General features: G+C 72.5%; 25 protein-coding genes and 1 pseudogene. 15 read left to right on the top strand and 11 right to left on the bottom strand.

Features of this window, described 5'->3' with window-relative positions; all coding sequences use genetic code 11:
* Positions 1–20: 20 nt before the first annotated feature.
* The 4 genes from lpdA to BM339_RS50565 form a co-directional block, all read right to left on the bottom strand.
* Positions 21–1,412 (bottom strand): dihydrolipoyl dehydrogenase, encoded by a 1,392-nt coding sequence (gene lpdA / locus BM339_RS02800; RefSeq protein WP_075019807.1) that lies wholly within the window; start codon positions 1,410–1,412, stop codon positions 21–23.
* A gap of 157 nt (positions 1,413–1,569) precedes the next feature.
* Positions 1,570–3,102 carry a leucyl aminopeptidase gene (locus BM339_RS02805; RefSeq protein WP_075019808.1) on the bottom strand — a complete coding sequence of 511 codons (1,533 nt, stop codon included), beginning with the start codon at positions 3,100–3,102 and terminating at the stop codon, positions 1,570–1,572.
* 404 nt (positions 3,103–3,506) lie between these two features.
* Positions 3,507–4,265: an adenosylcobinamide-GDP ribazoletransferase gene (locus tag BM339_RS02810; RefSeq protein WP_075019809.1), complete on the bottom strand. Its 759-nt coding sequence runs from the start codon at positions 4,263–4,265 to the stop codon at positions 3,507–3,509.
* The gene (locus BM339_RS50565; protein ID WP_075019810.1) at positions 4,262–5,206 is read right to left on the bottom strand and encodes a bifunctional adenosylcobinamide kinase/adenosylcobinamide-phosphate guanylyltransferase; all 945 of its coding nucleotides are present in this window, start codon (positions 5,204–5,206) and stop codon (positions 4,262–4,264) included. The genes BM339_RS02810 and BM339_RS50565 overlap by 4 nt, the downstream gene beginning before the upstream one ends.
* An 80-nt stretch (positions 5,207–5,286) precedes the next feature.
* On the opposite strand from BM339_RS50565, the pseudogene BM339_RS02820 reads away from it, so the two are divergent.
* The 3 genes and pseudogenes from BM339_RS02820 to BM339_RS02830 form a co-directional block, all read left to right on the top strand.
* Positions 5,287–6,294 (top strand): annotated as a pseudogene (locus BM339_RS02820) (RNA-guided endonuclease InsQ/TnpB family protein); the annotation flags it as partial.
* An 86-nt stretch (positions 6,295–6,380) separates the two neighbouring features.
* Positions 6,381–7,262, top strand: coding sequence for a DsbA family protein (locus BM339_RS02825; RefSeq protein WP_075019811.1), 882 nt, complete (start codon positions 6,381–6,383; stop codon positions 7,260–7,262).
* Between the two features lie 54 nt (positions 7,263–7,316).
* The gene (locus BM339_RS02830) at positions 7,317–7,514 is read left to right on the top strand and encodes a hypothetical protein (RefSeq protein ID WP_021599187.1); all 198 of its coding nucleotides are present in this window, start codon (positions 7,317–7,319) and stop codon (positions 7,512–7,514) included.
* 57 nt (positions 7,515–7,571) lie between these two features.
* On the opposite strand, the gene BM339_RS02835 is transcribed toward BM339_RS02830, so the two are convergent.
* Together BM339_RS02835 and BM339_RS02840 are read right to left on the bottom strand one after the other, a co-directional pair.
* Complete coding sequence (locus BM339_RS02835) at positions 7,572–8,573, bottom strand: aldo/keto reductase family protein (RefSeq protein ID WP_021599186.1); 1,002 nt, start codon at positions 8,571–8,573, stop codon at positions 7,572–7,574.
* Positions 8,574–8,628: 55 nt separating this feature from the next.
* The gene (locus BM339_RS02840; RefSeq protein ID WP_021599185.1) at positions 8,629–9,204 is read right to left on the bottom strand and encodes a DUF3043 domain-containing protein; all 576 of its coding nucleotides are present in this window, start codon (positions 9,202–9,204) and stop codon (positions 8,629–8,631) included.
* A 133-nt stretch (positions 9,205–9,337) separates the two neighbouring features.
* Here BM339_RS02840 and BM339_RS02845 point away from each other — a divergent pair, with 133 nt between their 5' ends.
* The 6 genes from BM339_RS02845 to pspAB (BM339_RS02870) all read left to right on the top strand — a co-directional run bounded on the left by BM339_RS02845 (position 9,338) and on the right by pspAB (BM339_RS02870) (position 13,656).
* The gene (locus tag BM339_RS02845) at positions 9,338–10,150 is read left to right on the top strand and encodes a PspA/IM30 family protein (RefSeq protein WP_024936548.1); all 813 of its coding nucleotides are present in this window, start codon (positions 9,338–9,340) and stop codon (positions 10,148–10,150) included.
* Complete coding sequence (pspAA, locus tag BM339_RS02850; RefSeq protein ID WP_021599183.1) at positions 10,147–10,425, top strand: PspA-associated protein PspAA; 279 nt, start codon at positions 10,147–10,149, stop codon at positions 10,423–10,425. The genes BM339_RS02845 and pspAA overlap by 4 nt, the downstream gene beginning before the upstream one ends.
* Positions 10,426–10,524: 99 nt before the next feature.
* A complete protein-coding gene (gene htpX, locus BM339_RS02855; protein WP_021599182.1) occupies positions 10,525–11,442 on the top strand; it encodes a zinc metalloprotease HtpX in 918 nt (305 codons plus the stop codon).
* Positions 11,443–11,445: 3 nt separating this feature from the next.
* Entirely contained in the window at positions 11,446–12,051 is a 606-nt protein-coding gene (pspAB, locus tag BM339_RS02860) for a PspA-associated protein PspAB (RefSeq protein ID WP_075019812.1), read from the top strand.
* A gap of 77 nt (positions 12,052–12,128) precedes the next feature.
* Positions 12,129–13,058, top strand: a complete 930-nt coding sequence (locus tag BM339_RS02865; protein ID WP_075019813.1) for a M48 family metalloprotease — start codon at positions 12,129–12,131, stop codon at positions 13,056–13,058.
* 1 nt (position 13,059) lies between these two features.
* Complete coding sequence (gene pspAB, locus BM339_RS02870; protein WP_024936549.1) at positions 13,060–13,656, top strand: PspA-associated protein PspAB; 597 nt, start codon at positions 13,060–13,062, stop codon at positions 13,654–13,656.
* Positions 13,657–13,666: 10 nt separating this feature from the next.
* Here pspAB (BM339_RS02870) and nadA read toward each other — a convergent pair whose 3' ends face one another.
* Positions 13,667–14,821, bottom strand: a complete 1,155-nt coding sequence (gene nadA / locus BM339_RS02875) for a quinolinate synthase NadA (RefSeq protein ID WP_024936550.1) — start codon at positions 14,819–14,821, stop codon at positions 13,667–13,669.
* A gap of 236 nt (positions 14,822–15,057) precedes the next feature.
* On the opposite strand from nadA, the gene BM339_RS02880 reads away from it, so the two are divergent.
* The gene (locus BM339_RS02880) at positions 15,058–15,420 is read left to right on the top strand and encodes a HesB/IscA family protein (protein ID WP_075019814.1); all 363 of its coding nucleotides are present in this window, start codon (positions 15,058–15,060) and stop codon (positions 15,418–15,420) included.
* A 193-nt stretch (positions 15,421–15,613) separates the two neighbouring features.
* The gene (locus BM339_RS02885) at positions 15,614–16,600 is read left to right on the top strand and encodes a carbohydrate kinase family protein (protein ID WP_021599832.1); all 987 of its coding nucleotides are present in this window, start codon (positions 15,614–15,616) and stop codon (positions 16,598–16,600) included.
* 59 nt (positions 16,601–16,659) lie between these two features.
* Here BM339_RS02885 and BM339_RS50570 read toward each other — a convergent pair whose 3' ends face one another.
* Together BM339_RS50570 and BM339_RS02895 are read right to left on the bottom strand one after the other, a co-directional pair.
* Positions 16,660–16,968, bottom strand: a complete 309-nt coding sequence (locus BM339_RS50570) for a sulfurtransferase TusA family protein (protein WP_021599831.1) — start codon at positions 16,966–16,968, stop codon at positions 16,660–16,662.
* A complete protein-coding gene (locus tag BM339_RS02895) occupies positions 16,965–18,143 on the bottom strand; it encodes a cysteine desulfurase family protein (RefSeq protein ID WP_075019815.1) in 1,179 nt (392 codons plus the stop codon). The genes BM339_RS50570 and BM339_RS02895 overlap by 4 nt, the downstream gene beginning before the upstream one ends.
* A 163-nt stretch (positions 18,144–18,306) precedes the next feature.
* Here BM339_RS02895 and ctaC point away from each other — a divergent pair, with 163 nt between their 5' ends.
* The 4 genes from ctaC to BM339_RS02915 all read left to right on the top strand — a co-directional run bounded on the left by ctaC (position 18,307) and on the right by BM339_RS02915 (position 22,596).
* Positions 18,307–19,098 carry an aa3-type cytochrome oxidase subunit II gene (ctaC, locus tag BM339_RS02900; protein WP_052357951.1) on the top strand — a complete coding sequence of 264 codons (792 nt, stop codon included), beginning with the start codon at positions 18,307–18,309 and terminating at the stop codon, positions 19,096–19,098.
* Positions 19,095–20,762, top strand: coding sequence for an aa3-type cytochrome oxidase subunit I (gene ctaD / locus BM339_RS02905; RefSeq protein ID WP_021599301.1), 1,668 nt, complete (start codon positions 19,095–19,097; stop codon positions 20,760–20,762). The genes ctaC and ctaD overlap by 4 nt, the downstream gene beginning before the upstream one ends.
* A 3-nt stretch (positions 20,763–20,765) precedes the next feature.
* Positions 20,766–21,176 carry a cytochrome c oxidase subunit 4 gene (locus BM339_RS02910; protein WP_021599302.1) on the top strand — a complete coding sequence of 137 codons (411 nt, stop codon included), beginning with the start codon at positions 20,766–20,768 and terminating at the stop codon, positions 21,174–21,176.
* A 133-nt stretch (positions 21,177–21,309) separates the two neighbouring features.
* Positions 21,310–22,596 carry a L,D-transpeptidase gene (locus BM339_RS02915; RefSeq protein WP_021599303.1) on the top strand — a complete coding sequence of 429 codons (1,287 nt, stop codon included), beginning with the start codon at positions 21,310–21,312 and terminating at the stop codon, positions 22,594–22,596.
* A 28-nt stretch (positions 22,597–22,624) separates the two neighbouring features.
* Here BM339_RS02915 and BM339_RS02920 read toward each other — a convergent pair whose 3' ends face one another.
* The gene (locus tag BM339_RS02920) at positions 22,625–24,046 is read right to left on the bottom strand and encodes a M48 family metallopeptidase (protein ID WP_021599304.1); all 1,422 of its coding nucleotides are present in this window, start codon (positions 24,044–24,046) and stop codon (positions 22,625–22,627) included.
* The gene (locus tag BM339_RS02925) at positions 24,043–25,365 is read right to left on the bottom strand and encodes a hypothetical protein (RefSeq protein ID WP_177287610.1); all 1,323 of its coding nucleotides are present in this window, start codon (positions 25,363–25,365) and stop codon (positions 24,043–24,045) included. Before BM339_RS02925 ends, BM339_RS02920 begins: the two co-directional genes overlap by 4 nt.
* Between the last annotated feature and the right edge of the window lie 46 nt (positions 25,366–25,411).

Below are 25,411 nucleotides of genomic sequence, written 5' to 3' on the forward strand. Positions count from 1 at the left end.
TCGTATTACTTGTGCGGCGTTCAGCCGTGCACGTGCAGTGGTTTGCCGGCGAGGGCGAGATGTGCCTCGCCGACCGCCTCGGACTGGGTCGGGTGCGGGTGGATCAGCTGGGCGACCTCGCCGGGCAGGGCCTCCCAGTTGTAGATGAGCTGCCCCTCCGCGATGAGCTCGCCGACGCGTGCGCCGACCATGTGCAGGCCGAGGACGGGGCCGTCCACGGCCGCGATCACCTTGACCTCGCCCTGCGTCCCCAGGATCTTGCTCTTGGGGTTGCCCGCGAGGTCGTAGGTGACCGATTTGATCTCGTACCCGCGCTCGCGGGCCACGGCGGACGTGATGCCGACCGAGGCCACCTCGGGGTCGGAGTAGGTGATGCGCGGGACGCCGTCGTAGTCGATCGGCGGCGGGGTGAGCCCGCTCAGCCGCTCGGCGACGAGGATGCCCTCGGCGAACCCGACGTGCGCCAGCTGCGGGGTCGGGATCAGGTCGCCGACCGCCGAGATGGTGGGGACACTCGTCCGGCAGTACTCGTCGACCTTGACGAACCCGCGCTCGGTCTCGACCCCGGCCTCGGCCAGCCCGATCCCGTCGGAGACCGGGCCGCGCCCCACCGCGACCAGCAGCAGCTCGGCGTCGATCGTCGTGCCGCCTTCGAGGGTGACGGAGATGCCGCCCTGCGTGGTCTTGGCGCTCTCGAAGCGGGTGCCGAGCTCGTACTTGATGCCGCGCTTGCGGAAGGCGCGCTCCAGCCGCTTGGAGCTGCTCTCCTCCTCCAGCGGCAGCAGGTGCGGCAGCGCCTCGACGATCGTGACGTCGGCCCCGAACGAGCGCCACACGCTGGCGAACTCGACGCCGATGACGCCGCCGCCGAGGATGACGACCGAGCCGGGGACGTGCTCCAGCCGCAGCGCGTGGTCGCTGGAGATGACGCGCTCGCCGTCGATCTCCAGGCCCGGCAGCGACTTGGGCGCCGACCCGGTGCCGAGCACGATGTGCCCGGCCTCGATGGTGCGCGTCCCGTCGGCGGTGGCGACCTCGACCGTGGTCGGGCCGGCCAGCCGGCCGGTGCCGTGCACGACCTCGATGCCGCGCGACTTGATGAGCCCGGTGAGGCCCTTGACGGTCGTGGAGACGACCTTGTCCTTGTAGGCGTTCACGCCCGCGACGTCGATTCCCTCGAAGGTGGTCTTCACGCCGAACTTGGCCGCCTCGCGGGACTGGTCCGCCACCTCGGCCGCGTGCAGCAGCGCCTTGGTGGGGATGCAGCCGCGGTTGAGGCACGTCCCGCCGAGGGACTCGTCCCGCTCGATCAGCGCGACGGACCTGCCGAGCTCGGCGGCGCGCAACGCGCACGCGTACCCGCCGCTGCCGGCACCCAGGACGACGATGTCGAAGGGGCCGTTGTTGGCCACTGGAGGCTCCCTTTCCCCGGTTGTGGCGCCGCGTGGATCACGGCGCCCGTGGGCGGGGCGGGCGCGCCGGTCACCGGGCGCCCCGCCGCCACGAGAAATCTATTCTGTTCTCCGCCCGCTCACAGCGGGCGGGTCCCCCGCAGAATTCCCGCCGCCCCTACAGGACGCCCGCGGCGACGTCCTCGGCGATCTGGACCAGCGTGCGCGCCGCGGCGCCGGTGCCGCCCTTCGGCGTGTACCCGTAGGGCTCGCCCTTGTTGAACGAGGGGCCGGCGATGTCGAGGTGGGCCCACTTGACGCCGTCCGGCACGAACTCCTTCAGGAACGTCCCGGCGACGAGCATGCCGCCCCACCGCTCGCCGCTGATGTTGGCGATGTCGGCGACCGCCGAGTCGAGGCCCTTGCGCAGCTCGGCCGGCAGCGGCATGCCCCAGGACGGCTCGCCGGCGCGCTCGGCCGCCGCGACCACCTTCTCGCGGACGCCGTCGTCGTTGGCCATGACGCCGGTGGTCCGGGTGCCGAGCGCGACGAGCTGCGCGCCGGTCAGCGTGGCGACGTCCACGATCAGGTCGGGGGAGTCCTCGCCGGCCCGGACGAGGGCGTCGGCCAGGACGAGCCGGCCCTCGGCGTCGGTGTTGAGCACCTCGACGGTCTTGCCGCCGTAGATGCGCAGCACGTCGGACGGGCGCTGCGCGGTTCCGCTCGGCATGTTCTCGGCGATGGCCAGGTAGCCGACGACGTTCACCTCGGGGCCGAGCTCGGCGATGGCGGCGAGCGCGCCGAGCACCGCGGCGGCGCCGCCCATGTCGGACTTCATCCAGTCCATCGCGTCGGTCGGCTTGAGGGACAGGCCGCCGGAGTCGAAGGTGATGCCCTTGCCGACCAGGGCGAGGGTCTTGGACGCCTCGGGGTGGGTGTAGGCGAGGCGGACGAGCCGCGGCGGGTTGACCGAGCCCTGCCCGACGCCCGCGATGCCGCCGTAGCCGCCCTCGACGAGGGCCTTCTCGTCCAGCACCTCGATGGCCAGCCCGCTGTCGGCGGCGACCCGCTCGGCCTCGCCGGCGAGGTCCTCGGGGGACAGGTGGGACGGCGGGGTGTTGACCAGGTCGCGGACGAGCGCGACCGACGCGGCGAGGGTGCGCGCCCGCGCGACGGCCGCCTCCTCGGACGCGGGCCCGATGAGGAGGATCTCCTCGACGGGGCTCTTGCGGCCGTCGCCGGTGCGGAACGAGTCGAAGGAGTAGGCGCCGAGCAGCGCGCCCAGCGCGACGGCCCCGACGTCCTCGGCGCTCTCGGCCGGCAGCGCGACGGCGACCCGGGCGGTGCCCGCGAGGGAGCGGACGGCGGCGCCGGCGGCGCGGCGCAGGTCTTCGGCGGTCGGGTCCTCGCCCAGCCCGGCGGCGACGATCACCTTGGCGGCGACGGCGCCCAGCGACGGCAGCTTGGTGACCTCTCCGGCCTTGCCGGTGGCGCCGAGCGCGGTCAGCGCGTCCGCGAGCCCGCCGTCCAGCGCGCGGTCGAGCGCGTCCGCTCCGGCGGCCGGTGCGGCACCGGCCTCTCCGGGGCTGACGCCGATCACGATCGCGCCGACGTCGACGCCGGCCAGGTCTGCGCTGTCAAGGCTGATGCTCGTCACGTAGCCCGATGGTAGTCCTCCCGGTGACCGGTTTCGCCCTTTTGGATCAAGCATTGCCCTGCCCGGGAGTCCCCCCGGCGGGGCTCGCAATGCACCGGTGGCGGCCGGGCGGCGCCGCCCGGCCGCCCGCGCGGGTGGCGGAACTCGGCCCGCGGCGCGTCCCCGCGCAGGTCGGAGCGGGGCCGGCCGGCGTATCAGAGGCGCTAATCACCTATTCCGATCGATTTAACAGGTTACGGCGTGACCAGGAGAGACATCGCCCGGCGACGCAGGCGGAGGCGCGGCGGCTGCGCGCCGACCGGGCTCGGCAGGTGGCGGACCTGCTGCGCCGCCAGGTGCTCTACGGCGACTTCCGCAGCGGCGTCCTGCCCCGGTGCGGCGGGCCGCCGCGGCCGCGCTGCGGGAGCCGGTCGAGATCCTGCCCGCCACGGCGGAGGCGGCCACGCCCCGGTACGGCTTCAGCGGAGCGCGGCGAGGGGGACCAGGGCGGCCGTCGTGGCGACCTCGACCAGCGCGCCGAGCACGTCGCCGGTGACGCCGCCCAGGCGCTGGACGGCGCGGTGCAGGACGAGGGCGGCGGCGGCCAGGGCGGCGGCCACCGCCGCGACGCCGTGCAGCGCGCCTCCGAGGCCGCCGGAAGCCGTCCCGGCGGCGCCGGCGGCCACCAGGACGGCGCCGGTGGCGGCGAGCGCCGCGCCCGCCGGGACCGAACCCGCCACCAGCGCGCCGAGGCCGCCGGGGCGCGCGGACGGGACGCCCGTCCGGCAGGCCCAGGGGAGGGCCAGCCGGCCGGCGACGGACGCGACGAGCACCGCGACGGCGGGCTGGGGCGCCGAGGCCAGGGCGGCGACCTGGATCAGCAGGGTCAGCAGCAGCGTGACGACGCCGAACGGGCCGATGTCGGATCGCTTCATGATCGCCAGTGCCTCGGCGGCGGGCCGGCCGCTGCCGAGCCCGTCCGCGAGGTCGGCGAGGCCGTCCAGGTGCAGGGCGCGGGTGACCGCCGCGGTCGCGGCCACCGCGAGCGCCGCCGCCAGGAGCGCGGAGAGGCCGAGCAGGTCGCCGGCGAGCAGGACCAGGGCGGCGGCGCCGCCGCTGACCAGGCCCACAGCGGGGGCGAGCAGCATGGCCCACCGCGCGGTGTCCCGGTCGGCCCGGCCGGTCCCGAACGGCACGACGGTGAGCAGCGTGACCGCCAGCCGCAGCCCCGCGATCACGGGAGGTCCATGACGCGTCCCGCCACCACCAGCGCCGCCTCCTCGGACTCGGCCGCGAGGCGCTGGTTGAGCCGGCCGAGCGCGTCGCCGAACGCCCGCCCGGACGCCGTCGCCGGCACCAGCGACAGGCCGACCTCCTCGCTCACCGCGACGACCCGCGCCCGCGTGCCGCGCCATGCCTCGACGAGGGCGTCCAGGCGCGGGCGCACCCGGGAGGGGTCTTCCCAGGCGCCGGTCTCGTCCATGGCGGCGGCCAGCCACGTGCCGATGCCGTCCACCAGGACCGGGCCCGTCGCGGACCCGAGCACGCCCGCGAGGTCGGTCGTCTCGACCGTGCCCCACCATGCGGGACGGCGCAGCCGGTGCGCGGCGACCCGGGCCGTCCATTCCGGGTCGTCGTCCCGCACCGGACCCGTGGCGACATAGAGGACGTCGGGGCATGCCGCCAGCCGCAGCTCCGCCTCGGCCGACTTGCCCGAGCGGGACCCGCCGAGAAGCAGCGTCCGGAACGGCCCCTGCCGAGGCCGCTTCCAGAAGGCCATGCGGCGTTCCAGCTCGGACGGCGAGGGCAGGCGGTGGTCGGCATGGACGGCGAGGACCTCCGTCCCGGGCGTCACGGCCCCGGTGCGGCGCAGCAGGCCCAGATGATCGGGGGAGCCCGCCAGGTCGAGCAGGACGGCCTCGTACTCGACGCCGTCCTGCGGTTCCGGCGTGCCGCCCGGACCCGACGCCACCAGCACGCGCCCTCCGCCCGGCGCGCGCACCTCGTACCCGCCGGGCACGTCGGTCCGCGGCAGATCATCCAGCGCCACCCCGTCCACCACGGCCTCGAACGGATCGAGCCGGACGCCGGCGGCGCGCAGCCGGCCGCACGACGCGCACCGGCACTCCGGCGCCGGCCAGCCCTGGGCGGAGGCGATTCCCTTGACCTCGATGTTCATCGGAAACATCCGAGGAGACCCTCGCCTTCAGGCGGGGAAGGAATCAGACCCCTGCGGAGCAGGACAGGGACAGGCGATTCATGGCGCAGATCGTGAAGCGGGCCTACAAGTACCGCTTCTACCCGACCCCCGGACAAGCCCAAGAGCTTGCCCGGACGTTCGGCTGCGTCCGCCTCGTCTACAACAAGGCTCCGGAAGAACGCACCCGCGCCTACACGCTGGAAGGGCGCCGCATCTCCTACGTGGAGACGTCGGCGATGCTGACGGCGTGGAAGCGGACCGCGGAACTGGCCTTCGTGGGCGAGGTGTCCTCGGTGCCGCTTTAGCAGGCGCTTCGCCACCCGCAGGCCGCGTTCGCGAACTTCTTCGCCAAGCGGGCCAAGTACCCGACGTTCAAGAGCAAGAAGAAGTCCCGCGCGTCGGTCGAGTACACCCGCAGCGCCTTCCGCTGGAAGGACGGGCAACTGCACCTGGCCAAGATGTACGGCCCGCTGGACATCGTGTGGTCTCGTCCCCTCCCAGAGGGTGCGGAGTCGTCCACCGTGACGGTCCCGCGCCACAGCGCGGGACGCTGGTTCGTGTCCATCCTGGTCGAGGAGGAGATCCGCCCGCTGGCCCCGGTCGAGTCCGCCGTAGGGGTGGATGCGGGGGTCACGGCGCTGGTGACGCTGTCCACCGGGGAGAAGATCGAGGACCTGACCGTCCGCAACATGGTCCGGAACCACTCGTTGGCCCGCGCTATCTCCGACGCGGCTTGGCGTGAGCCGCGGTCGATGCTGGAGTACAAGTGCACCTGGTACGGGCGCGAACTGGTCACGGTCGACCGGTGGTTCCCGTCGTCGAAGCTGTGCTCGGCGTGCGGGATCCTGCAAGAGAAGATGCCGCTGAGCATCCGGACGTGGGAATGCGCCTGCGGCGCGGTCCACGACCGCGACGTGAACGCGGCCAGGAACGTGCTCGCCGCCGGGCTGGCGGAGAGCTGAAACGCCTGTGGAGCTGGCGTAAGACCTCAACGAGAGTCCTCTCGGACGAGGCGGCCGGCTGTGAAGCAGGAAGCCCAACCGGCGACGGTTGGAATTCCCCGCCTTCAGGCGGGGAGGAAGTCAACTCGGTCGGAACTCTACGGCTACGCTCACCCCTACGGATCACAGCGTCACCATCAGGAGGAACGCCGGTGGGCAACCCCCCGAACCCGCCCTGGCCGGGCCAGCCGGGCCCCGGTGGGCCGCAGCCGCCCTACGGACCGCCGCCCGTCCCGCCGGGCGGGCCCGCACCCGGCATGCCCGGCGGTCCCGGCTGGCGTCCCGGCCCGCCCCCGCCGCCGCGCAAGGGCGGCGGCGGGCTGGTGGTCGCGCTGGTCGGCGGGGGCCTGGTCCTGGTGCTGGTCCTGGTGGCGGCCGTCGTGCTGGTCGTCCAGGGCGGCGACGACGAAGGAGGCGGCGGGGGCGGCGGCACCGAGGTGCCGCTGCGGGTCGGCAAGATCGCCGGCGGCGCGGAGGCCCGGCCCCTCGCGGACGGGAGCCTGGAGATGGCCCGGCCGGGCGTCACCGCGCCCGTCGTCGACATCTACGAGGACTTCGCCTGCCCGCCCTGCGGCGCCTTCGACCGCAAACACGACCCGATGCTGAAGCAGCTGGCGGTCGCGGGCCGCGCCAAGGTCGTGTTCCACCCGATGCTGATCTTCGGCGAGAGCGTCCAGCCCGCGCACGACAACTCGCTGCGGGCCGCCGCGGCGCTGCGCTGCGTCGGCGACGGCGCGCACTGGCTCTCCTACCAGGACGCCCTCTACGCCCACCAGCCGGCGAGCGAGAACACCACGGGCTACACGACGGACGAGCTGCTCTCCAACGCGAAGCCGCTGGGACTGACCGGCGACGACTTCACGTCCTGCGTGAAGGAGCAGAGCCACGCCGACAGCGTGAAGACCGTCAGCCAGGGCTACATATCCTCCGGGGTCCGGGGCACGCCGAGCGTGCGGATCAACGGGCGGACGCTCGACTCGTCCGACACCGGGAGCCCGGAGGCGCTGCGCCGCGCCATCGAGGCCGCGTCCTGACGGGACCGGGCTGGGAAGCCCGCTAGTCTCACCGCGACGAGGGAGGTCGAGCGGATGGCGTGGAGCTGGCGTTTGGAGAAGGCCGACGGGAGCGCGGCCGGCATGTCGGAGGAGACCTTCTCCACCCAGGCGGACGCGGAGAGCTGGCTGGGGGAGAACTGGCGGGGCCTGCGCGCCGAGGAGGTCGACAAGGTGACCCTCCTGGACGGCGAGACGATCGTGTACGGGATGAGCCTGCACGACCCGGAGTGACCGGGGAAAGGCGAAAGGGCCGCGGAGCGCGACGCTCCGCGGCCCTCGTGCACGCGGCTAGGGACGGCGGCGCGGGCTGGCCGTCTTGGCCGGGTCGCGGATGACGACGTCACCCAGGATGTCGTCGATCCGCTTCAACACGTCGGCCTCCAGCTTCACCCCGGCGGCCTTGACGTTGTCGGCGACCTGTTCCGGACGGGACGCGCCCACGATCGCCGCCGACACGTTCGGGTTCTGCAGCGTCCACGCGATCGCGAGCTGCGCCATCGACAGCCCGAGGTCGTCCGCGACCGGCTTGAGGTTCTGCACGCGGGTCAGCAGGTCGTCGTTCAGGTAGCGCTTGATCATGTCGGCGCCGCCCTTGTCGTCGGTGGCGCGCGACCCCTCCGGCAGCGGCCGCCCGGGCAGGTACTTGCCGGTCAGCACGCCCTGCGCGATCGGCGACCAGACGATCTGGCCGACCCCCTCGCGCTCGCACAGCGGCACGACCTCCTCCTCGATGACCCGCCACAGCATCGAGTACTGCGGCTGGCTGGAGACGATCCGGTCGAACCCCATCTCGTCGGCGATCTTGAGGGCCCGCTCGATCTCCTCCGCCCGCCACTCCGAGACGCCGACGTAGAGGACCTTGCCCTGCCGGACGAGGTCGTCGAACGCGCGCATGGTCTCTTCGAGGGGGGTCTCGTAGTCGAACCGGTGGGCCTGGTAGAGGTCCACGTAGTCCGTCCCGAGGCGGCGCAGGGAACCGTTGATCGACTCGAAGACGTGCTTGCGGGACAGGCCCCGGTCGTTCGCGCCGGGCCCGGTGGGCCAGTAGACCTTGGTGAAGATCTCCAGCCCCTCGCGCCGCTGCCCCTTGAGCGCGCGCCCGAGGACCTCCTCGGCGCGCGTTCCGGCGTAGACGTCCGCGGTGTCGAAGGTGGTGATCCCCTCGTCGAGGGCCGCCCGCACGCACGCGCGCGCGGCGTCCTCCTCGACCTGGGAGCCGTGGGTGAGCCAGTTGCCGTACGCGATCTCGCTGATCTTCAGACCGCTCCGGCCCAGGTTTCGGAACTCCATGACACCCGACCCTAGCCGGGCGGCGATCGGTGCCGGGAGGGCGGACGCGCCGCCGTCAGACCCTTTCCTTCTCGCCGATCCGCACCTGCGGGTTCGGGATGCGCAGCCGGCGGATCTGCATGGCGCGCATCGCCGCGTACATGCCGACCCCCTTGGTGTCCTCGGCGGGGTAGCGCTCGGCGGCCAGCCGCTTGATGCCGCGGCTGAGCATGAAGCCCTCGGCGAACACCACGACGAGCAGCAGCGGCGGCGCGAACAGCACCAGCAGCCGCGCGGCCGGGATGGGCAGCATGCTCAGCAGCACCATCGCGAACATCGCGTACATCAGGTACGAGCCGACCGTGCGGCGGGAGTCGACGTAGTTGCGGGCGAGCTTGCGGACCGGGCCCCGGTCCCGCTTGAGCAGGTGCTTCTCGTCGCCCTTGGCCATGCCCTGGCGCGCCTTGGCGCGCTCGGCCGCCTGCCGCTCCCTGACCTTCTTGTAGGCCTCCTTGCGGCTGGCCGGAGCCGTGATCGGCTGGCGGCGGAGCTTCTCGGCGTCCCTCCGCTTGGGGGTGGGACGGCCCTTGCCATCCGGCTTTACTACCTGAGGAGGATCCGCCGGGGCCTCCGGGGTACGACGCTTGAACACAGGGATCAGCCTACCGGCTGCGAACATCGTGGCTGCCTCGCGCGTTAACGCGTAGGGTGATAAGAACCCCAGCAGTGGTCATTGAGCCCAGTTCACGACTGAGGCGACAGCACGAAGGGACCGGCGCCGCGCGATGAGCGTGATGAAGCGAATGTCGATGATCTTCAAGTCCAAGGCGAACAAGGCCCTGGACCGGATGGAAGATCCTCGGGAGACCCTCGATTACTCCTACCAGCGCCAGCTGGAGATGCTGCAGAAGGTCCGTCGGGGGGTCGCCGACGTCGCCACCTCGCGCAAGCGTCTCGAACTGCAGATCAACCAGCTGGAACAGCAGCAGAGCAAGCTGACCGACCAGGGCAAGAAGGCGCTGCAGGTCGGCCGCGAGGACCTGGCCCGCGAGGCCCTGACCCGCCGGGCCGGGCTGGAGGGCCAGCTCAACGACCTGCGCGGGCAGTACCAGCAGCTGCAGGGCGAGGAGGAGAAGCTCACGCTCGCCTCCCAGCGCCTGCAGGCCAAGGTCGACTCCTTCCGCACCCGCAAGGAGACGATCAAGGCGACGTACACCGCCGCGGAGGCGCAGACCAAGATCAACGAGGCGTTCTCCGGCATCTCCGAGGAGATGGGCGACGTCGGCCTGGCGATCCAGCGTGCCGAGGAGAAGACCGACACCATGAAGGCCCGCGCCGGGGCGATCGACGAGCTGCTGGCCTCCGGCGCCCTGGAGGACTTCTCCGGTCCGAAGGACGACATCCAGGCCGAGCTCGACCGGATGGGCTCCGGGCCCGGCGTCGACCTGGAGCTGGAGCAGCTCAAGGCCGAACTCGGCCAGGGTCCCGCGCCCAAGGAGCTGAACCAGGGCACGCCGACGGCGCAGCCGCAACAGCAGCAGCAGCAGGACACCCCCCAGCAGGCCCCGTGGCCGCAGAACCCCGGGGGTGCCCAGTGATCGTCCGCCTGATGGGCGAGGGCCAGCTCGACGTGGCCGAGGACGATCTGTCCGCTCTGAACATCCTCGACGGCGAGCTGGAGTCGGCGATCGAGTCCGGCGACGAGACGGCGTTCCGCGCCGCCCTGCACGCCCTGCTCGACAACGTCCGCAAGGTCGGCCGGCCGCTCCCGCCGGACAGCCTGGAGCCGTCCGAGCTGATCCTGCCCCCCGCCGACGCGCACATCGACGAGGTGCGCTCGATGCTCGGGGACGAAGGGCTCATTCCAGACTGACGCGCACGAGGCCCCGGGTCGGTTCTGGACATCCAGGCACAAAACCCGGGTCTCGTGCGTTCCTACAAGTGAATAGAACATGTACCGGGGGGTGGTGGCATGGCCAAGACGCGGTACGCCTCCGACCGGGGGCTGACATCGCGGATGCTCGTGACGATGTTCCTGCTGGGGCTGGTGTACGTCGTCTTCGTGGGGGCCTTCTTCGTCTTCGTGCCCGAGTGGGCGGGCGTCGCGCTGGCCGTCGCGGTGATCTTCCTGATCGCCCAGTACTTCTTCTCCGACCGGATGACGCTGTTCGCGATGCACGGCCGCGTCGTCACGCCGGAGGAGGCGCCCGAGCTGCACGGCGTCATCGACCGCATCTGCGCGATGTCGGACGCCCCGAAGCCGCGCGTCGCGATCGCCGACACCGACGTGCCGAACGCCTTCGCCACCGGGCGGAACCAGAAGAAGGCCGTGGTCTGCGTGACCACCGGCCTGCTGCGCCGGCTCGACCCGGTCGAGCTTGAGGGCGTCCTCGCGCACGAGATGGCGCACGTCGCGCACCGGGACGTCGCGGTCATGACGATCGCCTCCTTCCTCGGCATCTGCGCCGGGCTGATCACCCGGTTCGGCCTCCAGTGGGGGCTGTGGGGCGGGTTCGGCCGCCGCAGCAACGACCAGAACACAGGGCTGATCCTGCTCGCCGTCGTCGCGGCCAGCGCGCTCGCCTACGCGGTCTCCTTCCTGCTCACCCGGGCGCTGTCGCGGTACCGCGAGCTGTCCGCCGACCGGGCCGCCGCGCTGCTGACCGGCCGCCCGTCCGCGCTCGCCAGCGCGCTGACGAAGGTCACCGGCGAGATCGCGCGGATCCCGACCAACGACCTGCGGTCCGCGCAGGCGTTCAACGCGTTCTTCTTCACCCCGGCGTTCGGCAAGGGCTTCAGCGTCTCGTCGCTGTTCTCCACCCACCCGACGCTGGACAAGCGGCTCGCGCAGCTCTCGAAGATCTCCGCACAGCTCAGCAGGGGAGTCTGACCCGTGGGTTTCCTGGACACCCTCCTCGGCCGGTCCAAGCCGGCCAAGCCCGACCTCGACCAGATCTTCGGGCTGTCGACGGCGGCGGTCACGCTGGAGGCGGCGACCGGCTTCACCCCGACGGGGCTCGGGTCGGTGTGCTTCCGCGCGGCCGAGGGCGGGGCGTTCGCGCGGCTGCAGGCCGACGTCCAGGAACTGCTGGACGCCGATGCCGGGCCCCGGGTCCAGATCAGCACCGACACCTACGGCTACACGTGGCTGCTCGCCGAGCATCCGCCGGAGGAGCTGCCGGAGCTCGTCACCGACCTGCACGCGGTGAACGCGACGCTGGAGTCGGGCGGGTTCGGACCGCACCTGCTGTGCTCCCTGGCCGGCTTCCAGGGGCCGGACGGGCGCCGGCTCGCGCTCGTCTACCTGTACAAGCGCGGCACGTTCTACCCGTTCGCGCCGCTGCCCGGAGCTGTGTCTCACCCCCATGGCTACGCCCCGCCACCCCCCAGGCGGGACAACGCCCTCGAACTCCAGGTGCGCGGCGCGATCGGCGCCGACCTGCCGTTCGAGGAGGACCTCGGCCGCTGGTTCCCCGTCTGGGGCGCGCCGGGCCTGTGAGCCGGCGCCCCGGCGTGCCCGGCCACTTTGTGCCATATGACGCGGAGAGACGCTTCCGACCGTTTTAACTTGATCCCATGGCGCCCTCCCGCGATGCACCCGAGCCGGGCCTGACCTGGCGGATGTTCGCCACGGTGATCCTGGTCGCGCTCGTCTACGCGGCCGCCGCGCTGCCCGCGTTCCTGGCCGGACCGGTCTGGGGCGCGGCCGCGGTGGCCGCCGCCATGGCCTTCGCGCTCTTCTCGGCGCGGGCGGGGGACCGGCTGGCGCTGCGCGCGCTGGACGCCCGGCAGGTCACCGCGGCCGAGGAGCCGGAGCTGCACGCGGTCCTGGACCGGCTGTGCATGTCGTCGGGGCTGCCGAAGCCGCGGCTCGCCGTCTCCGGCCTGGACGCGCCGAACGCCTTCGCGGCCGGCTCCGGACCCGGTTCGGCGGTCGTGTGCGTCACCGCCGGGCTGCGTTCCCGGCTCGAACCGGCCGAGGTCGCCGCCGTCCTCGCCCACGAGACCGCGCACGTCGCCAACCGGGACGTCCTCGTCGGCGCGGTCGCGTCGTTCCCGAGCCTGTGCGCGGGGCTGCTCCTCGGCTGGTGGACGGGCTTGATCACCGGCCGGGACCGGCACGGAGCCGGGCGCGCCGCCGCCGTGGGCTGCGGGATCGTCCTGCTGCCCGCCGGGGTGGCGGCGGCGGTCCTGTACGCCGTCGGAACGCTGACGTGGCTGGCCCTGTCGCGGCACCGGGAGTTGTGCGCCGACACCACCGGTGCGCTGCTGACCGGACGCCCCTCCGACCTCTCCTCCGCCCTCGACAAGATCAGCGACGCGGTGCGCGACGCCTCCCGGGACGACCTGCGGCGGCTGCGCCCCGTCAGCGCCCTCTGCGTGGTCCGGGCGCGCCGGGCGGCCGCGGGCGGCGGCGTGGCGGACATGCTGTCCTCGCATCCGACGCTGCGGCGGCGCCGGGCCGGGCTGGAGGCCGTGTCCTGGCGGCTGGCGCGCGGGGGCTGACGTGGGGATCAAGGACGGGCTGCTCGGCCGTCCCGCGCCCGCCGCGCCCGAGCTCGACCGGCTGTTCGCGCTGCCCGCCGCCGCGCCGGCGCTCGCCGCGGAGACGGGATTCGCGCCGGCCGGGTCGGGCGGCGTCTGCCACCGCATGGTGGAGGGCGGCGCGTTCGGCGGGTTCGCCCGCGCGCAGCGGGAGGCCGTCCGGCTGCTGGGCGGCGGCGAGGGGCACGAGGTGGGGATGAGCGCCGGGCCGTACGGCTGGGGCTGGGCCCGCGTCACCGGTCCGCCGGACGGGCTCGAACGCCTCGTCGGCGATCTGCACACGTTCAACGCGACGCTGGACGCGGCCGGTTACGGGCCCTACCTGCTGTGCACGGCCGTCTGCTTCCACCGGGGAGACGGGCCGCAGCGGCTGTTCATCGTCCATTCGCCGGTCCGGGGGACGTTCTACCCGTTCGCCCCCCGCCCGCCGGACGTCCCGGGCGAGAACCGCCGCAACAACCTGGTCGAGGCGCACGCCAGGGACGCGCTCGCGGCAGAACTGCCCATGGAGCCGGATACGGCCCGGTGGTTCCCCCTCTGGGACGCGCCCGGCCTCTGAGCGGCGAGCCCTACGGGAGGGCGAGCATCTGGTCGAGGGCGACGCGGGCGTAGTGCGCGGTCTCCTCGTCCACCTCGATGACGTTCTCCACCCGGCCGGCGGCCAGCGACTCCAGCGACAGCACCAGGTGCGGCAGGTCGATGCGGTTCATCGTGGAGCAGTAGCAGACGGTCTTGTCGAGGAACATGACGTTCTTGTCCGGGTGGGCGTTCGCGAGCCGCCGGACGAGGTTCAGCTCCGTCCCGACGGCCCACGCCGACCCGGGCTCGGCGGCCTCGATGGTCTTGATGATGTACTCGGTCGAGCCGATCCGGTCGGCCGCCGTGACGACCTCGTGCCGGCACTCCGGGTGCACGAGGACGTTCACGCCGGGCACGCGCGCCCGGACGTCGTCCACCGACTCCTTGGTGAACCGGCCGTGCACCGAGCAGTGCCCGCGCCAGAGGATCATCTTGGCGTCCTTGAGCTGCTGCTGGGTCAGGCCGCCCTCGCGGCGGTGCGGGCTGTAGACGACGCAGTCGTCCAGCGAGAAGCCCATCTCCAGGACGGCGGTGTTGCGCCCCAGGTGCTGGTCGGGAAGGAAGAGGACCTTCTTGCCCTTGCCGTAGGCCCAGTCCAGGGCGCGCCTGGCGTTGGACGAGGTGCAGACCACGCCGCCGTGCCGCCCGACGAAGCCCTTGATGTCGGCCGAGGAGTTCATGTAGGTGACCGGGACGACGTCGTCGGCGACGCCGGCGTCCTCCAGGACGTCCCAGCACTCCTCGACCTGGTCGAAGGTCGCCATGTCGGCCATGGAGCAGCCGGCGCCGAGGTCGGGCAGGATCACCCGCTGGTGGGCGGCGGTCAGGATGTCGGCCGACTCCGCCATGAAGTGGACGCCGCAGAACACGACGTAGGGCGCCTCGGGACGCGCCGCCGCCTGCCGGGCCAGCTTGAACGAGTCGCCGGTGACGTCGGCGAACCGGATGACCTCGTCCCGCTGGTAGTGGTGGCCGAGCACGAACACCCGGTCGCCGAGCGCCGCCTTGGCGGCGCGGGCCCGCTCGACCAGGGCCGGGTCGGAGGCCGGCGGCAGCTCGCCCGGACAGTCCACGCCGCGTTCGCTCGCGGGGTCGGCGCCGCTGCCGAGCAGCAGCAGCGGAAGGTCGCGCACTGGGGTGGTCACGGCGGTGTCTCCCTTCGCGACGGGACTTATCGTCGCTTTGACGACTAATGATGGCACATCCCCGGCCCGATGGTGATGTGACGTAGACCGCACCGTCCCTTAGCGTTAAACATGGCCGATAAGCGGAATGGCCTTGTGTCGAGGTACGTTGTCCTACGGGAAGAGGCGTACGACGTCCTCCAGGACAAGCGACAGTCCGCCGCACCGCGGCGCAGCGAGACCCGGGAGCTGAACACATGACGGTTTCAGGCGAGACCACGCAGGAGACCACGCAGCAGGGCGTCATCCTCACCGACGCCGCCGCCGAGAAGGCCAGGGGCCTGCTCGAGCAGGAGGGCCGCGATGACCTTGCGCTGCGTGTCGCCGTGCAGCCGGGCGGCTGCTCCGGCCTCATCTACCAGCTCTTCTTCGACGAGCGGGAGATGGACGGGGACCAGATCCAGGACTTCGGCGGCCTCGCGGTGCGCGTCGACCGGATGAGCGCGCCCTACCTCACCGGCGCCACCATCGACTTCGTCGACTCGATCGAGAAGCAGGGCTTCACGATCGACAACCCCAACGCCTCGGGCTCCTGTGCCTGCGGCGACTCCTTCAACTGATCGTCCGCGGTGACCGGCCGCCCGCGGCGGCCGGCTGATCCGTGCCAGGGGCGGCGGGGCATCATGCCCCGCCGCCCCTTTCCGTCAGGGGCCCGCGCAGGGGTTGCGTTCTGTGGTGCGATGGGCAAGTAGTCTTTCCCGGGTTCGAAACAGCCGGTGAACAGCCGGACGACCACGCGAGGAGAGCGACGCCGTGCGCATCGCCGTGACCGGTTCCATTGCGACCGACCACCTGATGACCTTCCCCGGAAGGTTCACCGACCAGCTCCTGCCCGACCAGCTGCACCAGGTGTCGCTGTCCTTCCTGGTGGACGAGCTGGACATCCGCCGCGGCGGCATCGCCGCCAACATCTGCTTCGGCATGGGCAGCCTCGGCAAGGAGTCCATCCTCGTCGGCTCCGTGGGCGACGACTTCGCCGACTACCGCTCCTGGCTCGAACGGCACGCGGTCGACACCGCGTCGGTGCACGTCTCCGAGATCCACCACACCGCGCGGTTCCTGTGCACCACCGACCAGGACCAGAACCAGATCGCCACGTTCTACGCCGGCGCCATGAGCGAGGCCCGCTCCATCGAGCTGCGGCCGGTCGCCGACCGCGTCGGCGGCCTCGACCTCGTCGTGATCAGCCCCAACGACCCCGAGGCGATGCTCCGGCACACCGACGAGTGCCGCACCCGCGGCATCCCGTTCGCCGCCGACCCGTCCCAGCAGCTCGCCCGCATGGACGGCGCCGACGTCCGCCGCCTCATCGACGGCGCCGCCTACCTGTTCAGCAACGAGTACGAGAAGGCCCTCGCCGAGGAGAAGACCGGCTGGACGGGCGAGGAGATCCTGTCCCGCGTCGGCGTCCGCGTCACCACCCTCGGCGCCAAGGGCGTGGTGATCGACCGCGAGGGCGAGGAGGGCGTGCACGTCCCCTGCGTCCCCGTCGAGAACATCGTCGACCCGACCGGCGTCGGCGACGCCTTCCGCGCCGGCTTCCTGTCGGCGACCGCGTGGGAGCTGCCGCTGGAGCGCGCCGCCCAGGTCGGCAACGCCATCGCCGCGCACGCCCTGGAGGCCGCCGGCCCGCAGGAGTACACCCTCGGCCGCCAGGCGTTCCTCGACCGCTTCGGCGCGGTCTACGGCTCCTCCTCCGCCGCCGACATCGAGCCCCACCTGTCCTGCCCGGTCCCGTAGCGGGACCGCGACGCCGGAGGGCCGCGCCGGACGACGGCGCGGCCCTCCGGCGTGCCGGCTCAGTACGTGCGGCGGATGTGGAAGCCCCAGCCGCCCTGGTGCAGGGTCTCCTCCCGGACGAAGTCCTGCGACTTCATGCGGCACCAGGCGGGGACGTCGGTGCGGGCGGCGGCGTCGTCGGCGAGGACGGCCACGACCTGCCCGACGGGCACCTCGCGGATCCGCTCCGCCAGCATGATGATCGGGATGGGGCACTTGCGGCCGAGCGCGTCGATGACCAGCACCGGCGGCGGGCCCTCCGGCACGGCGGGGGGCGGCGCGGCGTCGCCGGGCGGCGGCCCTGCCTTGGCGCGGCCTCGGAACCTCATGGGCGCGACCGCCTCCCTGTCTCGAAGGTGTTCATCGTCGTCCGGCGCAGGCGGGCGACGGCATCGGGCAGCACGGCGAGGAACCGGCCGACGTCCTCCGAACGGACGCCCCGCGGCAGCGATACCCGCACGTTCCCATGGGTAATCACTCCCATCGCCTCCAGCACGTGACTTGGACGCAGCGTATCCGCCGTGCACGAGCTGCCGGAGGAAACCGCGAAACCCAGCCGGTCCAGTTCGGTCAGCAGCGCCTCGCCCTCCACGTACAGGCACGAGAACGTCACCAGGTGCGGGAGCCGCCGCACCGGGTCGCCGGCCACCTCGACGTCGGGGACGTCCCGCGGGACCTCCGTGCGGATGCGGTCCACCAGCGCGGAGATGCGCGGCGCCTCCGCCGCCATGTCCGCACGGTACGCCTCCAGCGCGGCCGCCGCCGCCACGATGGCCGGGACGTTCTCGAACCCGGGGACGCGCCGCGCCTCCCGCTCGTCGGCCGGCAGCGGCGAGCGCCACCGGGTTCCCTTGCGGACGGCGAGCACGCCGACGCCCGCGGGCCCGCCCCACTTGTGGGCGCTTCCGGCGAGGAGCGACCAGCCGCCCGGCACGTCCGCCCGGCCGAGGGACTGCGCCGCGTCCACGAACAGCGGCACGCCGGCGGCGCGGCACGCCCGCGCGGCCTCGGCGACCGGCTGGACGGTGCCGACCTCGTGGTTGGCCGACTGCAGGCAGGCGAGCGCGGTGTCCGGGCGCAGCGCCGCGGCGAACTCCGCGGGGTCGACGCGGCCCGCCCGGTCGACGCCGACCACGGTGGTCTCGCCGCCGTCGCGCTCGTTCATCTCGGCGGCGTGGAGCACGCTGGAGTGCTCCACGGCGCTCACGACGAGGTGCCGTCCGGTGCGCCGGCGCGCCTGGAGCCCCCCGAGGACCGCCAGGTGCACCGCCTGGGTGCCCGAGGAGGTGAAGGACACCTCGTCGGGACGGGAGCCCAGGACGCCGGCCACCCGCGCGCGGGCCCGGTCGAGCAGCATCCGGGTGGCGCGCGCCGTGCCGTACAGCCGCGCGGGGTCGGCCCACGCCGCGTCCATCGCCTCCAGCAGCGCGGACCGGGCCGCCGGGTGGGGCGGCTCGGTGGACGCGGCGTCGAAGTAGCCGCTCGGCGTGCTCGGTCGGGCCACGCGAGAACACTAACCGGGCACCCGATCAGGGGTTCGCGCGACCCTCGCGCTAGGGTGTCCACCACACGTGTAAACACTGATCTCACCGCCCGGCCGACCGGGCTTTCATCCGTGGGGAAGGCATTCCGTGAGTCCGACCCGCTCTAGGGAGCGGCGTACGCCTGTGCGCAGTCGCCGCGCATTGAGAAGCGCCGGTGCGCTGGCGCTGCTGGCGCTGTCCGCCACCGCGTGCAGCGGCAGCCGCCTGGGCATGCCCGAGCCGATCAGCGTCCAGGGCGAGCGCATGCTGAAGCTCTGGCAGGGCTCCTGGATCGCGGCGTTCGCGGTCGGGGCCGTCGTCTGGGGCCTCATCATCTGGGCGGTGCTGTTCCACCGCAAGCGCTCCGACGACCTGCCGCCGCAGGTCCGCTACAACATGCCGATCGAGATCCTCTACACGGCGGTCCCGTTCGTCATCATCGCGGTCCTGTTCTACTTCACCGCGCGCGACGAGAACTTCGTCGAGAAGACCACCAAGAACCCGCAGGTGGTCGTGGACGTGACGGCGTTCCAGTGGAGCTGGCAGTTCGACTACAAGGAGAAGGACGCCGCGGGCAAGGAGCAGACGGTCGCCTCCGTCGTCGGCCAGCCCGTCGCCCCGAACGGGCCCGCCCCCGCCAAGCCGGTGATGACGATCCCCTCGGGTGAGACGGTGCGCGTGCGGCTCCACTCCAACGACGTCATCCACTCGTTCTGGGTCCCGGCGCTGATCTACAAGAAGGACGTCATGCCGGGCTACGACAACGAGTTCGAGTTCACGGCGAACAAGCTCGGCACCTATGAGGGCCGCTGCGCCGAGCTGTGCGGCGTCGACCACAGCCGGATGCTGTTCCAGCTGAAGGTCGTGACGCCCCAGGAGTTCGACAAGTACATCGCCGATTCGAAGCAGGCTTTGGCCGCGGGAGGTGCCAGGTGACCGCGACGAGTCACGCTCCGAGCACGCCGCTCGCCGCGCCGCGGACGAGCAAGGGGCGCATCCTCGCCTCGTGGATGTCGTCCACCGACCACAAGGTGATCGGCTACCTCTACCTGATCACCTCGTTCGTGATGTTCCTGTTCGGCGGCGTGCTCGCGCTGGTCATGCGCGCCGAGCTGTTCGAGCCGGGGCTGCAGGTCGTCAGCAACGAGCAGTTCAACCAGCTGTTCACCATGCACGGCACGATCATGCTGCTGATGTTCGCGACGCCGCTGTTCGCCGGCTTCGCCAACGTCGTGATGCCGCTGCAGATCGGCGCGCCGGACGTGGCGTTCCCGCGGATGAACATGCTGGCGTACTGGCTGTTCCTGTTCGGCAGCCTGATCGTCATCGCGGGCTTCCTGACCCCGGGCGGCGCGGCGAGCTTCGGCTGGTTCGCCTACGCCCCGCTGTCGGACGCGGTCCGCTCGCCGGGCGTCGGCGGCGACATGTGGGTGATGGGCCTCGCCATGTCGGGCTTCGGCACGATCATGGGCGCGGTCAACTTCATCACGACGATCCTGTGCATGCGGGCGCCGGGCATGACGATGTTCCGGATGCCGATCTTCACGTGGAACATCCTGCTGACGTCCATCCTCGTGCTGCTGGCCTTCCCGGTGCTCGCCGCGGCGCTGCTGGCCCTGGAGGCCGACCGCAAACTGGGCGCGCACATCTTCGACGCCGCGCACGGGGGCGCGCTGCTCTGGCAGCACCTGTTCTGGTTCTTCGGGCATCCGGAGGTCTACATCATCGCGCTGCCCTTCTTCGGCATCGTGACGGAGATCCTCCCGGTGTTCAGCCGCAAGCCCGTCTTCGGCTACATCGGCCTGGTGTTCGCGACGATCAGCATCGCGGGCCTGTCCATCACCGTGTGGGCGCACCACATGTTCGTCACCGGCCAGGTGCTGCTGCCGTTCTTCTCCTTCATGACGTTCCTCATCGCGGTGCCCACGGGGGTGAAGTTCTTCAACTGGGTGGGGACGATCTGGCGAGGGCAGCTGACGTTCGAGTCGCCGATGCTGTGGTCGCTGGGCTTCCTGGTGACGTTCCTGTTCGGCGGGCTCACCGGCGTCATCCTGGCGTCGCCGCCGATGGACTTCCAGCTGTCGGACTCCTACTTCGTGGTGGCGCACTTCCACTACGTCGTCTTCGGCACCGTGGTGTTCGCGATGTTCGCCGGGTTCTACTTCTGGTGGCCGAAGTGGACCGGCAAGATGCTGAACGACACCCTCGGCAAGATCCACTTCTGGATGCTGTTCATCGGCTTCCACGGCACGTTCCTGATCCAGCACTGGCTGGGCGCCGCGGGCATGCCGCGCCGGTACGCCGACTACGCCAGCGAGTTCCAGGGGATGAACGAGGTCTCCACCGTCTTCTCGTTCCTGCTCGGCGCCTCGATGCTGCCGTTCTTCTACAACGTGTACATCACGTGGAAGCGGGGCAAGCGCGTCGAGGTCGACGACCCGTGGGGCTACGGCTCGTCGCTGGAGTGGGCGACGTCCTGCCCGCCGCCGCGGCACAACTTCAACTCGATCCCGAAGATCCGTTCCGAGCGGCCGGCGTTCGACCTGCACCACCCGCACGTGGGGGCCAAGGGCGAGCTGGCCGGGGCGAAGGGGGAGTAGCCGATGCGCGTCCAGGCGTTCATGTTCTACGGGTGCGCGGTCTTCTTCCTCGCCACCGACGTCGTGTACTGGCTCTGGTCGAAGGACTGGACGGGAACGACGGCGCTCGGGCTGTCGGTCGGCCTGGCCGGGCTCATCGGGTTCTACATCCACTTCACCGTCCGGCGCCTCGAGCGCGCCAACGCGGGGCCGCTGTACGAGGACGACCCGGAGGGCGACATCGCGGACGCGGCGGGCGAGCTGGGCTTCTTCAGCCCGCACAGCTGGTGGCCGCTGTTCGTCGGGCTGTCGGCCGCGGGCGTGGCGCTCGGTGTCGTGTTCGGCTGGTGGCTGGTCATTCTCGGCGCCGCCGCCGCCATTCTGTCGGTGATCGGTCTGGTCTTCGAGTACTACCGGGGTCATTTCGCCCACTGATCAGTAAAAGAACCCCATCGGGGGCCGGTGTCCGCTTTTTTGCGGGTACCGGCCCTTTCGAATACTGGGCGCCGTTTCCAGCGACCGGGCTGGGGGCGGACCGATCGCCCAGGAGGACGACCGGGGGGTCCATATGCGGGTGGGTGGCTCAGGACCGGGCGACCGGGGACGGCGCACCGCCGCCGTGCTCGTCGGCGCCGGCTTGGCGGCGGGTGCCGCGTCGTGTTCGGGGGGCGGCGAACCGGCCGCCCGGGAGGCCGTGCGGCTGGCGGTGTCGCCGGGCGGGGGCGGCGGGAAGCTGCGGCCCGACAGCCCCATCGCCGTCGAGGCGGCGCGCGGCACGATCGAGAACGTGACGGTGACGGCGAAGGGCCGCCCGGTCGAGGGCGACCTCAACGCGGAGCGGACGCGGTGGCGGTCCCGCTGGACGCTCGAACCGGGCACGGCGTACACGGTCGACGCGACCGCGCTCGGCAAGGACGGGCGGACGCGCACCGTCCGCAGCGCCTTCTCCACGGCCAGGGTGAAGAAGACGAACCGCGTCACGCTGGAGGCGCCCTACAACAAGGAGACCGTCGGCGTCGGGATGCCGATCATCATGCGTTTCGACCGGAAGGTGAAGGACCGGGCCGCGGTGGAGCGCGGCCTGGAGGTCACGGCCGACAAGACCGTCGAGGGCGCCTGGCACTGGTTCGGCGACCAGGAGGTCGTGTTCCGGCCCAAGGCCTACTGGCCGGCGCACACGAAGGTGTCGTTCCGGGCGCACATCAGCGGCGTCCGCACCGGCGGGGACGTCTACGGCGGAAAGAACCACGCCCTCGACTTCAAGATCGGCGACTCGCACATTTCCACGGCCGGCGAGGACAGCCACAAGATGGTGGTGAAGGTCAACGGTAAGAAGGCCCGCACCATTCCGACCAGCATGGGCCGCGGCGGCGTCCGCAAGTACACCACCACCAACGGGATCCACCTGACCATGGACAAGGAGGACCCCACGATCATGTCGTCGGACTGGGAGGGCTGCGGTCCGGGCTGCCCCGGGTACTACAGCCTCACCGTCTACAAGGCCGTGCGGATCTCCGACAGCGGCGAGTACGTCCACAGCGCACCGTGGTCGGTGGGCTCCCAGGGGCACACCAACGTGAGCCACGGGTGCATCAACATCAGCCCGTCCAACGCGAAGTGGTTCTACAGGCTGGCCCAGCGGGGCGACCCGGTGAAGGTGACGGGGAGCAACCGCGAGCTGGAGCCGGAGAACGGCTGGGGCTACTGGCAGCTCAAGTGGAAGGACTGGGTGAAGGGCAGCGCGCTGAAGCGGTCGGTGACGACGGCTCCGCACCGGGACGCCGCGACGCTGTCCGCTCAGCAGCAGGGCGCCGGCGCCAAGGCCCCGGAGAAGCAGCGGGCCGAGGGCGACTGACGCGGCGTCCCGCCAGCGCCGTGTCTCCCTAACGCAGGGGCGGCGGGACCTGGACGTGGTGCATGCGCGACCAGTCCCGGGCCATGGCGATCCGGTCGGGGCCGGAGGGGTGCGTTAGCCACAGCAGGTACTCCAGGCCGTCCGGGTTCAGGTCGGAGATGTTGCGCACGGACAGCTCGTGCTGCATCGACACGAACGTCGACGGATCGCGCGTGAGGTCGAGGGCGTGCACGTCGGCCCGCGCCTCGATGCGGCGGCTCACGAGGTTCTGGACGGGGGCGGCGAGGTGCGTCCCCACCGTCACGAGCGCGAGGAGGAGCGCGATGGACCTCGGGTCCGCCGCCCCGCCGCGGGAGCCGGACGTGCCTCCCGGCCCGGCGGCCCCGGCTCCGGCCGTGCCGCCGGGATCGAGCCCGGCACGCCGCAGGAGGCGCGGAGAGGTCATCAGGAGGTACAGGACGCACACCGCCCCGGCGATGCCCAGCGCGCCCACCAGCGTGCCGTGCAGGACGTCGTCGCGCTTGGCGTGGCCCAGTTCGTGCCCGACGATCGACTCGATCCGCGCGGGCGGCGACTTCAGCAGCGTGTCGTACAGCACGATGCGCCGCGTGGAGCCGAACCCGGACACGTAGGCGTTCAGCGACGTGGTCCGGCGGGAGGCGTCCGCGACGAGGACGTCCTTCACGGGCACGCCGTCCCGCTCGGCCATCGCCAGCAGGTCGGTGCGCAACCGCCCTTGCGGCAGCGAGTGGAACTTGTTGAAGACCGGCTCGACGGCGACCGGGTAGATGAACGACACCAGGACGACGAGGAGGAAGCCGCCCGCGGCGGCGCCCGTCCACCAGTAGCGCGGGAAGCGGCGGATCAGCGCGTACAGCAGCAGCAGGGCGACCGTGTAGATGATCCAGGTGAGGCCGAGGGACTTCAGCTGGTCCACCAGCCACGAAGGCCAGCTCTGCGTGGACAGCCCGTAGCGGCGCAGCACCGACTCGTGCCAGACGTCGAAGGGGAGCCCCGCGACGCGCAGGAGGGTGGTGACCGCGGCGGTGGCGATGACGATGCGCAGCGGCCGGCGGCCGGTGCGGGAGGTGGCCCAGCCGATGAAGCGGGCGCCCAGCGGGGTGAGGCCGAGGACGAGGATCAGCGCGAGGCCGGTGACGAGCCCGGCGTAGGCGGGCGGGGCGAGGGCCGAGTCGAACGCCTTCGAGCGGGCGATCTCGGCGGAGGTGAAGTCCAGCGCGGGGTCGGCCTTCGCGTGCCCGCCGGGGACGTGCCCCGGCAGCGGGTTCCAGGGCGTCGTCAGCGCGAGGACGGCGGCGACGGCGGCGAACAGGACGCCGCCGGTGACGGCCGCGGCGATCCGGGGCGGGCGGGAGCCGTCCGGTGCCCCGGTGCCGCCGGCGGCCCGGCTCTCGCGCGCGGCGCCCTCGCCGGTCTCCGTATCGCTCACGTGAGCTCCTTCTTCACGTAGTCGCGCCACATGCCGGTGAAGCGCTCCCGGGTGAGGCCGAGCACGTCCCGCAGCGCGGCGGCCTCCGAGGCGTGCCCGGCGGCCCGGTAGAGCCGCACGAGCGTCGCCTCACCGTACCGTCCGGCGACCATCCGGCAGGCGAGCCAGGCCTCCTGGTAGGCCTGGGAGAGGCGCGGGGAGCCGCCGGCGAAGGCGGCGGCCCCGGGCAGGGCGGCGGGCACCCGCCCGGCCGCGACCTCGCGGCGCAGCTCGCCGGCCGCCGCGCGGACGCCGATCTCGACGTGCCGGTAGCCGACGTAGTCCGCGAAGCCCTCGATGAGCCAGAGCGGCGTCCTGCGGTCGCGGGCGCCGCCGGTGGCGACGTGGGTCAGCTCGTGCGTCAGGACGACCGTGCGGCCGAGGTCGTTGAGCCTGCCGAAGGCGGTGGGGGAGACGACGATGCGGTCCTCGCCCCGGCCCCCGGACGAGGGCGCCGGGGCGACCGTGGCGAGGGCCGCGATCTGGCCGAGGTTCTGCCCGGGGCCGGCGAGCGCGGAGGCCAGGCCCGGGTCGGCGGGGACGAGCGCGACCACGCGCCGCGCCCAGCCCGCGCCGACGACTCCGGTGACGTCCGGCACGGCGGCGTCCAGCCGGGCCGCGATGCCGCGGAGGCCGGCGGCATCGCCGATGACGAGGGCGGCCCGGCCCCGGGCGACGGCGAGCGGGCCCGCGTCCCAGATGTCGGCGTCGTCGGTCAGCCCGCGGGACGTCCCGTCGCCGGCGATCGTCCACGTCCCGCCGCGCGGGGCCAGCGCGAGGTAGCGGGTGCGGGCCACCTCGCCCCGGTCGAAGCCGCGCAGCCGGTAGCGCACCTCGACGCGGACGATGGCGTGCTCCTCGTCCATGGCCCCGGTGTTCATGGCCCCCGTGTTCATGGCCTGGGTGCCGGCGACGCGCTCGCGCCATCCCTCCAGCGGAAGCGCCCGGAGGTTGTCGTACATGCGCGACTGGGCGTCCCGGAACTCGGCGGGCGCGTCGCCCACGGTGGCGAGGAACGCCATGCGGTCGCCGTCGCGCACGGCCCGGGCGCGGTTGGCGAGGACGGCGGCGGCCGCGGCCGGGTCGAGCGCCCCGGCCGCGCCGAACGTCCCGGCGGCGGGCGTCCCGGCCCCGGACGGATCGGCGCGGGGCGTCCCGCCGCCGGACGGCGGGGCGAGCAGGCCGGCGCCCCCGGCGAGCATCACGGCGGCCCCGCTCGCGCCCAGGGCGAGGGCCCTGCGGCGCGTCACGGGCCCGGTCCGCTCGGCGCGCTCCTCCACGCGGGCGATCCTATGCAGCCGGTGGTAAGGGCCGTGTCATGAGGAC

It is taken from the genome of Actinomadura madurae (genome assembly GCF_900115095.1).
In the GTDB taxonomy this organism is placed as follows: domain Bacteria; phylum Actinomycetota; class Actinomycetes; order Streptosporangiales; family Streptosporangiaceae; genus Spirillospora; species Spirillospora madurae.

What these genes read in the sequence shown, in the direction of transcription:
- BM339_RS02805 (WP_075019808.1), bottom strand. Translation starts at nt 3,102, where the DNA reads ATGCTTGATCCAAAAGGGCGAAACCGGTCACCGGGAGGACTACCATCG.
- BM339_RS50565 (WP_075019810.1), bottom strand. Translation starts at nt 5,206, where the DNA reads ATGAACATCGAGGTCAAGGGAATCGCCTCCGCCCAGGGCTGGCCGGCG.
- BM339_RS02830 (WP_021599187.1), top strand. Translation starts at nt 7,317, where the DNA reads ATGGCGTGGAGCTGGCGTTTGGAGAAGGCCGACGGGAGCGCGGCCGGC.
- BM339_RS02835 (WP_021599186.1), bottom strand. Translation starts at nt 8,573, where the DNA reads ATGGAGTTCCGAAACCTGGGCCGGAGCGGTCTGAAGATCAGCGAGATC.
- BM339_RS02845 (WP_024936548.1), top strand. Translation starts at nt 9,338, where the DNA reads ATGAGCGTGATGAAGCGAATGTCGATGATCTTCAAGTCCAAGGCGAAC.
- htpX (WP_021599182.1), top strand. Translation starts at nt 10,525, where the DNA reads ATGGCCAAGACGCGGTACGCCTCCGACCGGGGGCTGACATCGCGGATG.
- BM339_RS02865 (WP_075019813.1), top strand. Translation starts at nt 12,129, where the DNA reads ATGGCGCCCTCCCGCGATGCACCCGAGCCGGGCCTGACCTGGCGGATG.
- BM339_RS02880 (WP_075019814.1), top strand. Translation starts at nt 15,058, where the DNA reads ATGACGGTTTCAGGCGAGACCACGCAGGAGACCACGCAGCAGGGCGTC.
- BM339_RS50570 (WP_021599831.1), bottom strand. Translation starts at nt 16,968, where the DNA reads ATGAGGTTCCGAGGCCGCGCCAAGGCAGGGCCGCCGCCCGGCGACGCC.
- BM339_RS02910 (WP_021599302.1), top strand. Translation starts at nt 20,766, where the DNA reads ATGCGCGTCCAGGCGTTCATGTTCTACGGGTGCGCGGTCTTCTTCCTC.
- BM339_RS02915 (WP_021599303.1), top strand. Translation starts at nt 21,310, where the DNA reads ATGCGGGTGGGTGGCTCAGGACCGGGCGACCGGGGACGGCGCACCGCC.